Below are 11,618 nucleotides of genomic sequence, written 5' to 3'. Positions count from 1 at the left end.
TTGGCTGGTGTTGGGCTGGTACTTTTGTTTAAACGCCACCGCCCCCCCCGCCGGCCCGGGGCCGGCCCCGGGTAGCGCCCCCCCCCGGCGCGCGGGCCGGTCGGTTTCTCCACCGTCCGGCCCGTCGCCCGTTGCGTCCGGGGCTGGTGCCCGTCAGAACTTGTTCTTCGGGGTGAGCCCCAGGGAGAGGCCCGAGAGGCCGCGCTGGCGGCCGCCGAGCTTGCCGGCGACGGCGCGCAGTGCGGCGCCGGCCGGGGAGTCGGGGGCGGCGAGCACGACGGGGCGGCCGTCGTCGCCGCCCTCGCGCAGGCGGACGTCGATGGGGATGGAGCCGAGCACCGGGACGGTGGCGCCGACGGTCCGGGTGAGCGCGTCGGCGACGGTCTGGCCGCCGCCGGTGCCGAACACGTCGATCATCTCGTCGCAGTGCGGGCAGGGCATGCCGGACATGTTCTCGATCACGCCGACGATCTTCTGGTGGGTCTGCACCGCGATGGTGCCGGCCCGCTCGGCCACCTCGGCCGCGGCCATCTGCGGGGTGGTGACGATCAGGATCTCGGCGTTGGGGACGAGCTGGGCCACCGAGATCGCGATGTCGCCGGTGCCGGGCGGCAGGTCCAGCAGCAGGACGTCGAGGTCGCCCCAGTACACGTCGGCGAGGAACTGCTGGAGCGCGCGGTGCAGCATCGGGCCGCGCCAGACCACGGGGGCGTTGCCCGGGGTGAACATGCCGATCGAGATGACCTTCACGCCGTTCGCCTGCGGCGGCATGATCATGTCCTGGACCTGGGTGGGCCGGCCCTCGACGCCCAGCATCCGCGGCACGCTGTGGCCGTAGATGTCGGCGTCCACCACGGCGACCTTCAGGCCGTCCGCGGCCATCGCGGCCGCCAGGTTCACCGTCACCGAGGACTTGCCGACGCCGCCCTTGCCGGAGGCGACCGCGTAGACGCGGGTCAGCGTGCCGGGCTTGGCGAACGGGATCTCGCGCTCGGGGGCACCGCCGCGCAGCAGCTGGGAGAGCTCCTTGCGCTGCTCGTCGCTCATCACGTCGAGCTCCACCTCGACCCCGGTCACGCCGGGGACCCTGCCGACCGCCTCGCGGACGCGGGTGACGATGGTGTCGCGCATGGGGCAGCCGGAGACCGTCAGGTAGACCGCGACGCGCACCGCGCCGCCCTCGGCGATCTCGACCGATTTCACCATGCCGATCTCGGTGATCGGGCGGTTGATCTCCGGGTCGTTGACGGTCGCCAGCGCCTGGCGTACGGACTCCTCCGTTACGCCGGCCGCGACCTCTGTCTCGTTGGCCATGCCTTGATGGTACGGCTCCGGGCGTACCACTTAACCCGGCGGTAGCGTGCCGCCGGTCACAGCACCTCGGAGGCGTCCCGGCGCTCGTCGATCTCCTTGAGCAGGGACTGGAGTTCGGAGCGGAGGAAGTCGCGGGTGGCGACCTCGCCCAGGCCCTGGCGCAGGGCGGCCACCTCGCGGGTCAGGTACTCGGTGTCGGCGATGTTGCGGTCGCTGCGGGCGCGGTCCTGCTCCATGTTGACGCGGTCCCGGTCGTCCTGGCGGTTCTGCGCCAGCAGGATCAGCGGCGCCGCGTACGAGGCCTGGAGCGAGAGCACCAGGGTGAGGAAGATGAACGGGTAGTCGTCGAAGTGCACCTCGTCCGGGAGCAGGGTGTTCCAGCCCACCCAGACGACCACCACGATCGTCATCCAGACGATGAAGCGCCCGGTGCCGAGGAAGCGCGCGATCCGCTCGGAGAGCTTGCCGAAGGCCTCCGGGTCGTACGTCGGCAGGGTGATCAGGCCCGGGCGGGTGGTGCGCGGCTGGTCGAGCCGGGTGCGGCCGGTTCCGGTGGTGACGGGCTCGGTGCGCGGGGTGCGGCCGCGTTCACGGGCGCGCACCTCGCGCAGCTGGCGCAGCTCGCCCTGGAGGCGCTGGCGGGGCGTGTCGTCCCGGCGGCCCTTGCGGTCAGCGTCCACCGGCGGTCGCCTCTCTCTCGTCGGCGGGCCCGTGCAGGGCGGCCTCGCGCCAGTCCTCGGGCAGCAGGTGGTCGAGGACGTCGTCGACGGTCACCGCGCCGACCAGGTGGTCGGCCTCGTCGACCACGGGGGCGGCGACCATGTTGTACGTCGCCAGGTAACTGGTGATCAGCGGCAGCGGGGTGTCCGGCGGCAGCGGGTCCAGGTCGTCGTCCACCAGCGAGCCGACCAGGGTGTACGGGGGCTCGCGGAGCAGCCGCTGGAAGTGCACGGTGCCCAGGTACTTGCCGGTCGGGGTCTCGTTCGGCGGGCGGCAGACGAAGACCTGGGCGGCCAGGGCCGGCTTGTTGTCGGCGACCCGCACGCGGGCCAGGGCCTCGGCCACGGTGGCGTCCGGCTCCAGGACGATCGGCTCGGTGGTCATCAGGCCGCCGGCGGTGTTCTCCTCGTACTTCAGCAGGCGGCGGACCGGCTCGGCCTCGTCCGGCTCCATCAGCTGGAGCAGTCGTTCGGCCTCGTCGCCGGGCAGTTCGGAGAGCAGGTCGGCGGCGTCGTCCGGGTCCATCGCCTCCAGGACGTCCGCGGCCCGTTCGTCCTTCAGCTTGCCGATGATCTCGACCTGGTCGTCCTCGGGTAGCTCCTCCAGCACGTCGGCGAGCCGCTCGTCGTCCAGTGCGGCGGCCACCTCGGCGCGGCGCTTGGAGGAGAGGTGGTGCATGACGTTGGCGAGGTCGGCGGGGCGCAGCTGGTCGAAGGTCGCCAGCAGGTTGGCGGCGCCCTGGTCCTCCTCGGGGAGGGCGAAGCCGGTGACGTCCTGCCAGTCGAGGGTGAGCGTCTCGCGCTTGGCCTTGCGCAGCCGGCCGACCCGGCCGATCTGGACGAAGACCTTGCTGATCTCCCACTCGCGCAGCCGGGACTGCACCATCGCGACGTCCAGGACGGTGACCTCCTGGCCGGTCTTGCTCCAGGTGACGGTGCGGTCCAGCAGTTCGCCGAGGACGAGGGTCTCGGACGGGCGCTGCTCGAAGCGGCGCATGTTGACCACGCCGGTGGTGAGCACCTGGCCGGACTCCAGGCTGGTGACCCTGGTCATCGGCAGGAAGATCCGGCGGCGGCCGATCACCTCGACCACCAGCCCGAGCACCCGGGGCGGGCGGCCGCCGAGGCGGAGCGAGACCACCACGTCGCGGACCCGGCCGACCTGGTCGCCGTTCGGGTCGAAGACGGCGACGCCGGAGAGGTGCGAGATGAAGACCCGGCTGCCTGCCCCTGCCATGGACTCCCTCGACTCGTTCGACCTGCTCGACGCCCTGACGGGCGCGGCGGGGCGCCCCGCGGCCTAGGCTACCCGGGCGCCTGCGGCCCGGCCCGGCGAGGCACGGTCGGCCGCGGGCCCGCGGCCGGGGCCCGTGACCTGCGGGGGAGCCGGCCCGCGCCCGCACGGGGAGACCGGTCCGGCCGGCCTCCCGCCCGGGGGAGGTGCGGCTCAGCCCTTGCGGCGCTTGAGGAGCAGCTTCGGCAGCCCGGCCGGGATCGGCAGCCGGGTGGTGGCGGTGGTGGGCATCGGGACGGCGGCGTGCGAGGCGTCCGGCATGGCGCCGGGGCGCTCGGCCAGCCCGCCGGCCGGTTCCAGCCGCAGCACCCGGCACTCGCGGGCCCAGCGGTCGGTGATGGTGTCGGTGTCGGGCGCGTTCAGCCGCTTGCCCTTGAGCTCCTCGACGGCGCCGAGCCAGGCCTCCCCGCCCGGGGCGAGTTCGGTCACCCGGGCCGGCCAGCCGGTCAGCCGGCCGCCCTTGTCCTTGCTGCGGACGGTCACCACCGCGCCGCCGCCGGCGGTCAGCCCGTGCAGCGGCTGTTCGCCGCCGTCGCCGACCACCACGACCGCGCCGTCGTGCCAGGCGTGCCAGAGCGCCCGGCCGTGCTCCTGGCCGTCCGCGCGCACCCAGAGCAGGCCGGACTTCTTCGCGGCCTCCTCCAGCAGGGCCCGGTCGAGGAAGTCGTCGGCGGTCGCGGCTGCGGCAGGCGTACGGTCCATGGCGGACAGCGTAAGGCCTGGGGCGTCCGCGGGATGTCTCACCCGTCGGGCGACAGTTCCGTGACGGCCGCACGGGCCTTACCTTAGGAGCCGCCCCATCCGCCACGAGCCAGAGGAGCGCTGTGCCCGCCGCCCGGCCCGAGACCGCCGCCCCCGCCTCCGCCGACCCCGGCCGCACCGCCTCCGGCCCGGCCGGCGCGGTGCCCCCGCACCCGCTCCCCAAGATCGACCTGGTGCTGCTCGCCGTCTCCGTCTCCGGCATCTCGCTCTCCGCGCCGCTGATCAGTGCCACCGCGGCCCCCGCGCTGGCGATCGCGTTCTGGCGCAACGTCATGTCGGTGGGCGTGCTCGGTCCGTACGCGCTGCTGCGGCACCGGGCCGAGCTGCGCGGGATCGGCCGCCGGGCGCTGCTGCTGGCGGCGGCGGCCGGCGCGCTGCTCGCCGTGCACTTCGCGCTCTGGATGCCGAGCCTGCGGATGACCTCGGTGGCCTCGGCGACCGCGCTGGTGACCACCACCCCGCTCTGGACGATCCTGCTGATGCGGCTGTCCGGGGTGCGGGCGCCCCGGCTGGTCTGGATCGGCATGGCGGTGGCCTTCGCCGGGGTGCTGGTGCTCACCGGCGTCGACATGTCGCTGTCGCCCCGCGCCCTGCTCGGCGACGCGCTGGCGCTCGGCGCGGGTCTCGCGGCGGCCGGGTACATGCTGTTGGGCGCCGAGGTCCGCAAGACCGTCAGCACCACCGCGTACACCCTGGTCTGCTACGCCACCACGGCGGTGGTGCTGCTGGCGATCTGCCTGGCCGCCGGGACGCCGATGGGCGGCTGGCCGGCCGGGGTCTGGTGGCAGATCCTCCTGCTGATGATCACCGCCCAGCTGCTCGGCCACTCGCTGAGCAACCGGGTGGTGCGCACCCTGGGCCCGTCCGTCACCTCCACCGCGATCCTGTTGGAGACCCCGGGGGCGGCGCTGATCGCGGCGCTCTGGCTCGGCCAGTGGCCCCCGGTGGCCGCCTACCCGGCGGTGGTGCTGATCCTGTTCGGCCTGGTCCTGGTCGCCCGCGGCGGCCGCAGGTAGCGTCCGGGCGGGGTCAGCGCCCCCGCCCCGGCGTGCCCGGCCCCGGCGGGCCCGGTGCTACAGCCAGCCGTTGCGGCGGAAGCCGCGGTACATGCCGATGCAGATCAGCACGACGCTGCCGAGCACCATCGGATAGCCGTACTTGTGGTGCAGCTCCGGCATGTAGTCGAAGTTCATGCCGTAGACGCCGGTGATCATGGTGGGCACGGCGAAGATCGCCGCCCAGGCCGTGATCTTGCGCATGTCCTCGTTCTGCGCCACCGAGACCTGCGCCAGGTTGGCCTGGAGCAGCGAGTTGAGCAGCTCGTCGAAGCCGTGCACCTGCTCGGTGACCCGGGCGAGGTGGTCGGCGACGTCCCGGAAGTACTTCTGGATGTCCGGGTCGACCAGCCGCTGGAGCGGCTCGGAGAGCTGCTGCATGGGCCGCAGCAGCGGCGCCACGGCCCGCTTGAACTCCAGCACCTCGCGCTTGAGCTGGTAGACCCGGCCGACGTCGGTGCCCCGGCCGCCCTTGTTGGAGAAGACGTCGAACTCGATCTCGTCCACGTCGGTCTGCAGCCGGTCGGCGACCAGCAGGTAGTTGTCCACCACCTGGTCGGCGATCGCGTGCAGCACCGCGGAGGGGCCCTTGGCGAGCAGCCCGGCGCCGTCCGCGTCGGCCTCCAGCCGGAGCCGCAGCTCCTGGAGCGAGCTGTGACCGCCGTGCCGGACGGTGATCACGAAGTCCCGCCCGGCGAAGACCATCAGCTCGCCGGTCTCGACCACCTCGCTGGTCGGGGTGAGCTGGTCGTGCTCGACGTAGCGGATGGTCTTGAAGACGGCGAACAGCACGTCGTCGTAGCGCTCGACCTTGGGCCGCTGGTGCGCGTGGACGGCGTCCTCGACCGCCAGCGGGTGCAGGCCGAAGCGCTGGGCGATGCCCTCGAACTCGGCCTCGGTCGGCTCGTGCAGCCCGATCCAGCTGAACGATCCTGCACCGTCCTGCACTTGCTGCGAGGCCTTGACGAGGCGGGCCGCCTCGCGTGGGCTGCAGCTCTCGCCCTGGCGCAGGCCGTGCCGGTAGACCGCGCAGTCCACCACGGCCGAGGTGGACGCGCCCGGGTGGATCGAGTCGAACAGGGCGGAGTCCGAGCGGCGGCGGTTGGTGCGGACGGCGGCGCGCAGGCTGTTGATCATCGACATGGCAGGCTCCCTGGGGCAGGAGCCGCCGCACGGCGGCGCGGTGAAGGGGTGGCCGTGGTGCGACGGCGAAGGAACACCGGTTTGAAAGGCGCCTGCGGTCGGTCCTCGGCCTTGCTGGGGCACGCGCTGGAACGACCGGACGCCGGTGAGGGTGCTCTCCCGGCCGGTCGACACCGCCTCGGTCGTCCCCGCGAACGCGGCGCGCCCAGCTACTGCTGGGGCTGTTTCAGCCTGCGTGGCGAGGGGTACGGGGAAGGCGTCCGGGCCGGGTAGAGCTGCCGGTACTGCATGGTCGGCTGGTATCCACCGCAACCACCTCCTTCACGCCGCTGCCCCGGAGGAGGTAAGCATCCCCGGTGGCCAGTCGCTCACACTAACATCTGACCGGCCATCGCCGCTGCGGAGTTCTCGTGACGCTCGTGACAACCGTGCGCGGCCCCCGGGTTACGCTCACCGCATGGCGCACGACTTCCCCCTCTTCGGCGACCCCTCCGCGGCCTCCGGCGGCGGTTCCCACGATCCCTCCGGGCTCTCCCGGGAGGCGGTGCTGGCCGCCGTCGAGGCGCGGCTGCTGACCACCTTCGGCGAGACCAGCGGCCGCGCCGCGGTCACCTTCCTCGGCGCGGAACGGATCGAGGTGCTGCGCTTCGGCCCGGACGCCGAGGGGCTGGTCCGCTACGCGACGCTCGGCATGGCCGCCGCGCCGATGGCCGACCCGACCGCGATGGTCGCCGACCAGGTCCGCGGCCCGCGCGCCGAACTGGTCCTGACGATCCGTGGGGGGCGCGACAGCGTGCTGCGCACCCTGGCCACCTTTGCCGCGACCCCGCAGGTGGAGGGTCTGGTGGTGGCCCCCGGAGGCTCGCTGGACCTCGGCTCCCCGCTCTGGGACGGCGCGCCGTTCACCTCGGTGCTGGCCGCCGAACCGGGCGGCCTGGTGGCCGATCTGGAGCTGGACGAGCCGGCCGACCCGGTCCGCTTCCTGCCGCTGCTGCCGATGACGCCCAACGAGGCCGGCTGGAAGCGCGTGCACGGCGCGGCCGCGCTGGAGGAGCGCTGGCTCCAGCACGGCACCGACCTGCGCGACCCCGACCGCCGCGCGGTGCCACTGGACTGACGTCGGATCAGACCCTGGCCGTGGGCTCCCGTCTCCCGGGGCGGAGGCGGGCCTGGCCGACCCGGCTCGGGCTGGAGCAGGGCGGGCCTCCGGACGCTCCCGCACCCCGGCGTGCGCGCCGGGCCCGGCTCAGCCCCCGATCGGCTTCGCGCCGGTCGCCTGCGCCAGCAGCGCCTCGTAGACGGCGGGATCGGTGGTGTGCTCGCCGAGCCGGACGGTCTTGCGGCCGCCGTGGTAGTCGCTGGACCCGGTGGTCAGCAGGCCGAGTTCGGCGGCCAGCCCGCGCAGGTGCTCCCGGGCCGGCTCGTCGTGGTCGACGTGGTCGACCTCCAGCGCGGCCAGCCCGGCCGCGGCGAGGTCGGCGATCACCTGGTCGGAGACGGTCCGCCCGCGCTTCACGGCACCCGGGTGCGCGAAGACCGGCACCCCGCCGGCCGCCCGGACCAGCCGGACCGCCTCGACCGGGTCGGTCTCGTGCTTGCGGACGTCCGCCCGCCCGCCGTTGGCCAGCCACTCAGGCGTGAACGCGTCCGAGACGGTGGCCACCACGCCGGCCTCCACCAGCGCGCTGGCGATGTGCGGCCGGCCCACCGAGCCGGCGCCCGCGATCCGTTCGACCTGCTCCCAGCTGATGTCCGCACCCAGGGCCCGGCAGCGCTCGACGATGGCCCGCCCGCGGCGGAACCGGTCGGTGCGCACCAGCTCGCGCTCCTGCGCGAACTCCGGCTCGGCCGGGTCGAACAGGTAGGCCAGCAGGTGCATGCTGATGCCGTCCACGACGCAGGACAGTTCGGCGCCCGGCACGAGGGTCAGCCGGGTGCCGGCCGGCAGCCCGTGCACCGCCTCGGCGGCCTCGGCGTGGCCGGCCACCGTGTCGTGGTCGGTGAGCGCCACCACGTCCAGGCCGGCGGCGACCGCCGCCGCTACCAGCTCGGCCGGGCTGTCGGTGCCGTCGGAGGCGTTGCTGTGGGCGTGCAGGTCGATGCGCACGGCGGGGTCTCCCTGGGGCTGGGCGGCGGGTGCGGCCCAGGATAGTGCGGGGGTCAGCCCAGCAGGCGGGGGGAGAGGGCGCCGCAGGGCAGCAGGTCCAGCTCGGCGCCGGCCTCGCGCAGGTCGGTGAGGACCAGCTCGTCGTACATCACCAGCGCCGACTGCTCGGGCCAGGCCACCGCCCAGAGCCAGAGCCCGCGGGCCTCGCCGACGAAGACCGCACGGTCGGCCGGCGCGTCCGGGACGTGGAACATCGGGGTGGGCCGCCCGGCCGCCATCAGCTTGGCGTCGGCGGGCTTGTAGAGGGCGACGGACTCGCCCGGGTCCGGGCCGGCCAGCCCCGCGTACCGGGCGCCGAGCCCGACGCCCAGCTCCTCGGCGACCAGCACCAGCTCCCCGAAGCCGCCGAGCGGTGCCGGTCCGGAGCAGGCGACGGCGGTGGCCCGGGCGCCCGAGACGTCGTCGCCGACGTGCGCGATGCCGGTGTAGAGCCAGCCGACCGGGAGCGGCCAGGGCAGCCAGACGGGGACCTGTGAACGGGCGACGGCGACGCCGAGCGCCTCGATGCTCGGGGGCAGCACCGGCTGCATCGGGTGCACGGCTCCGTGCCGGTCGCACTGCCAGGTGTCTGAGAACAGACCGGGGGCGCGGACCCGACCGGCGCACCTCGGGCAGCTTGGCTCGCCCCTCATAGCCGACAACGCTCCTCCCTCCGGACCGCCGCGTCAAGGACGATCACCCGTACGGAGGGCTCGGCGGCACCCGTCGGTGGCGGGCGCGGGTCCGGTGCCGGGCGGGCGCGGTGCGGGCGGCTCCCGGTAGGGGATGTCCAGCGGCGGGCGGCGGCAAACGTCGGCCCCGGCGGACGGTTGGGCCCCGGACGCACTGACGCCCCGTCATCGGCGATCGCGGTGACGGGGCGTCAGTCTGGTATCGGAACGTCGGGGTCGGACGCTCCCGGGTCTTCGGCGGCGGGTGAGGGCTCCCGGTCGGAGGCGCCGCGCTGGGTCAGACGGTCGGGCACGGACGGATGAGCAGGCGCTCGCCGGTGCGGGCGGCGGCCTGGACGAACTCGCGGACGGTCTCGGCGTCGGCGATCAGTCGGTCGGTGGCGGTGCCGTTGGCGTCGTCCAGTCGGAGGATCTCGAAGCGCATGGGCGTCTCCTTTCCTGGCCCCGCGGTGCGGGGCGGTCGTGGCTGAGTGGGTATCAGCCCTTTCGGGGTCTGTCGTGCCGAACGTTCGGCGGTCTGCTGCGGCAAAAGGGCTCCCCCCTGCTTGCCGAAGGACCGCTGGTCCCTGCCGGAGGACCTCTGGTCCCTCGTGGTCCACGCTGTCGTGGTGCTGCTACCGGGCCGTTGCCCGTCCGTAAAGTCCTGGTTTCGGCTGATTCGCGCCGACGTCGATGCCGACGATGATTCCCGGACAGAATCAAATATTACCGCAACTAACGAATTTTGTCCCGCACCGGCGCCGACCGGGCCGGCGGAAGGGCCCGGCCGAGCCCCGGATGCGGCTCCGGATGCGGCTCCGGAAAGCGCTACGAACGGCCCCAGAAGCCGGTCAGCGCCTCGGCCGTGGCAGCCGGCTGCTCGGCGTTGGGGGAGTGGCCGGCGTCCTCGACCACGACCCGGCCGGCGCCCAGCCGTTCGGCCATCTTCGTCTGCTCCGGCACCGGCCACGCGTAGTCCCGGACGCCGGAGAGCACCAGGACGGGCAGCGCGCCGGCGGCCGTGGCCAGCTCGTCCACCCGGTCGGGCGCGGCGACCAGGTGGCTGCCGGTGGTCATGAGCGACTGCGGCACGTTGGCCACCCAGCGGCGGTGCAGGAACTCGGAGACCTCGGGCGTGCGCTGCTGGGCCGGGTCGCCCGAGCCCTCCTCCATCTGCTGGAGCACCTGCCAGATCTCCTCCAGGCTCATCGAGGGCAGCACCGAGACCAGCAGCTTGGTGCGCTCCGCCTCGCCCGGGTCGATCGCGCCCGGCCCGGTGGACATCAGGGTCAGCGAACGCCAGGGCAGCGGGCCCTCGGCGGCGGCCGCCAGGACGGCCTCGCGGACCACCTGGCCGCCGAAGGAGTGGCCCAGCAGGTGCAGCGGTTCCCCGTCGGCGGCGAGCGCCGCGGACAGCGCGCGGACGTCCTCGCCCAGCGCCTCGACGGCGTAGGCCGCGGGGTCGTCGGGGCCGCCGGTCTCGTACTGGCCGCGCTGGTCGACCGCGGTCACCCGGTAGCCGGCCGCCGCGAGCGGCTCCAGCAGCGCGATGAAGTCCTCCTTGCTGCCGGTGAACCCGGGCACCAGCAGCGCCGACCCGCGCACCGCTCCCGCCGGTTCGGCCCGCAGGGCGGCGAACTCCCCGCGGGCGGTCGCCACCCGCAGCGCACCGGCGCAGCGGGGGAGGGTGAGGAACGGAGGCGTGCTCATGGGCGGATCTCCTGGATCTCCTGCGGCTCTTCCTGCGGCACGGCGGGAGTGACCCGCCGGTAACCCCCACCGTAGCCGTGCGCCCGTGCCGGAGGGGCCACCAACGCCGACGGTCCGTGCACGCCGGAGGGGGCGGCCCGTCCCGTCGCGCGGGACCGGGCCGCCCCCTCCGGGCGGCGTCTTGGCGGGTCAGCTCTCCGGCGTCGCCTCGGCGGTCTCGGCGGCCGGACGACGGGTCCGGGCACGGCGGCGCGGGGCCGGGGCCTCGGCCGGGGCGTCCGCGGCGGCCTCGGGCGCCGCAGCGCCCTCGGCGGCCGGCTCGGCCTTGGCCTTGGCCCGGCTACGGGTGCGCCGGGCCGGCTTCTCCGCCACGGCGGCGTCGGCGGCCGGTGCGGCGGCCGGTGCGTCCGCGGCCTCGGCGACCGCGGCCGGAGCCTCGGCCACCGCGGCGACGGCGGTCTCGCCGGCGGCGGTGCTGCGCGGACGGCGACGGCGGCGGCGCGGGGCCGCGGCCTCGCCCTCGGCGCCCTCGACGGCCGGAGCCGCCGGGGCCTCGACGGCGGCGCCCTCGACGGGCGCGCCGGTCACCGCGTCGCCCGCGACCGCGCTGCCGCCACGGGTGCGGCGACGCTCGCGGGTCCGGCGGGCCGGCTTCTCCTCGGGGGTCTCGACGGCGGCGGGGGGGCAGCGGGGCGCGCCCCGTGGACCCCCGCGGCCCCCGCCCCCCCCCGCCCCCCCCCCCCCCCCCCCCCGGCCCCCGCCCCCCCCCCCCAAAAGCCCGCCCCGCCCCGGCCGCGGGAGCCG

The 11,618-nt window shown here is 74.8% G+C and carries 12 protein-coding genes; 2 read left to right on the top strand and 10 right to left on the bottom strand.

The genetic code is table 11. From position 1 onward, the window contains the following. Positions 1–153: 153 nt before the first annotated feature. The 4 genes from ACFC1F_RS03750 to ACFC1F_RS03735 form a co-directional block, all read right to left on the bottom strand. Positions 154–1,314: an Mrp/NBP35 family ATP-binding protein gene (locus ACFC1F_RS03750; protein WP_148643045.1), complete on the bottom strand. Its 1,161-nt coding sequence runs from the start codon at positions 1,312–1,314 to the stop codon at positions 154–156. 56 nt (positions 1,315–1,370) lie between these two features. After that, on the bottom strand, positions 1,371–1,916 hold the full coding sequence (locus ACFC1F_RS03745) for a DUF1003 domain-containing protein (protein ID WP_376155573.1): 546 nt from the start codon (positions 1,914–1,916) through the stop codon (positions 1,371–1,373). A 67-nt stretch (positions 1,917–1,983) separates the two neighbouring features. Beyond that, positions 1,984–3,270 carry a magnesium transporter MgtE N-terminal domain-containing protein gene (locus ACFC1F_RS03740; protein ID WP_148643043.1) on the bottom strand — a complete coding sequence of 429 codons (1,287 nt, stop codon included), beginning with the start codon at positions 3,268–3,270 and terminating at the stop codon, positions 1,984–1,986. 210 nt (positions 3,271–3,480) lie between these two features. After that, on the bottom strand, positions 3,481–4,029 hold the full coding sequence (locus tag ACFC1F_RS03735; RefSeq protein WP_376155424.1) for a hypothetical protein: 549 nt from the start codon (positions 4,027–4,029) through the stop codon (positions 3,481–3,483). A 122-nt stretch (positions 4,030–4,151) separates the two neighbouring features. On the opposite strand from ACFC1F_RS03735, the gene ACFC1F_RS03730 reads away from it, so the two are divergent. After that, positions 4,152–5,105, top strand: coding sequence for a DMT family transporter (locus tag ACFC1F_RS03730; protein WP_376155422.1), 954 nt, complete (start codon positions 4,152–4,154; stop codon positions 5,103–5,105). 57 nt (positions 5,106–5,162) lie between these two features. On the opposite strand, the gene corA is transcribed toward ACFC1F_RS03730, so the two are convergent. Then, positions 5,163–6,287: a magnesium/cobalt transporter CorA gene (corA, locus tag ACFC1F_RS03725; protein WP_209411156.1), complete on the bottom strand. Its 1,125-nt coding sequence runs from the start codon at positions 6,285–6,287 to the stop codon at positions 5,163–5,165. A 457-nt stretch (positions 6,288–6,744) separates the two neighbouring features. Here corA and ACFC1F_RS03720 point away from each other — a divergent pair, with 457 nt between their 5' ends. Continuing rightward, entirely contained in the window at positions 6,745–7,404 is a 660-nt protein-coding gene (locus ACFC1F_RS03720; RefSeq protein ID WP_376155420.1) for a suppressor of fused domain protein, read from the top strand. Positions 7,405–7,533: 129 nt separating this feature from the next. Here ACFC1F_RS03720 and ACFC1F_RS03715 read toward each other — a convergent pair whose 3' ends face one another. From ACFC1F_RS03715 to ACFC1F_RS03695, 5 genes are all read right to left on the bottom strand, one after another. Next, entirely contained in the window at positions 7,534–8,394 is an 861-nt protein-coding gene (locus ACFC1F_RS03715) for a PHP domain-containing protein (protein ID WP_376155418.1), read from the bottom strand. A gap of 53 nt (positions 8,395–8,447) precedes the next feature. Then, on the bottom strand, positions 8,448–9,086 hold the full coding sequence (locus tag ACFC1F_RS03710) for a DUF6758 family protein (RefSeq protein ID WP_209411159.1): 639 nt from the start codon (positions 9,084–9,086) through the stop codon (positions 8,448–8,450). Positions 9,087–9,402: 316 nt separating this feature from the next. Continuing rightward, positions 9,403–9,549 (bottom strand): hypothetical protein, encoded by a 147-nt coding sequence (locus tag ACFC1F_RS03705; protein WP_153882781.1) that lies wholly within the window; start codon positions 9,547–9,549, stop codon positions 9,403–9,405. Between the two features lie 383 nt (positions 9,550–9,932). Further along, entirely contained in the window at positions 9,933–10,814 is an 882-nt protein-coding gene (locus ACFC1F_RS03700; RefSeq protein WP_209411160.1) for an alpha/beta fold hydrolase, read from the bottom strand. A 189-nt stretch (positions 10,815–11,003) separates the two neighbouring features. After that, complete coding sequence (locus ACFC1F_RS03695; RefSeq protein ID WP_376155416.1) at positions 11,004–11,402, bottom strand: hypothetical protein; 399 nt, start codon at positions 11,400–11,402, stop codon at positions 11,004–11,006. Between the last annotated feature and the right edge of the window lie 216 nt (positions 11,403–11,618).

The organism is Kitasatospora sp. NPDC056181 (genome assembly GCF_042266225.1).
GTDB lineage: Bacteria > Actinomycetota > Actinomycetes > Streptomycetales > Streptomycetaceae > Kitasatospora.
This window is presented reverse-complemented; position numbering and strand designations above follow the sequence as displayed.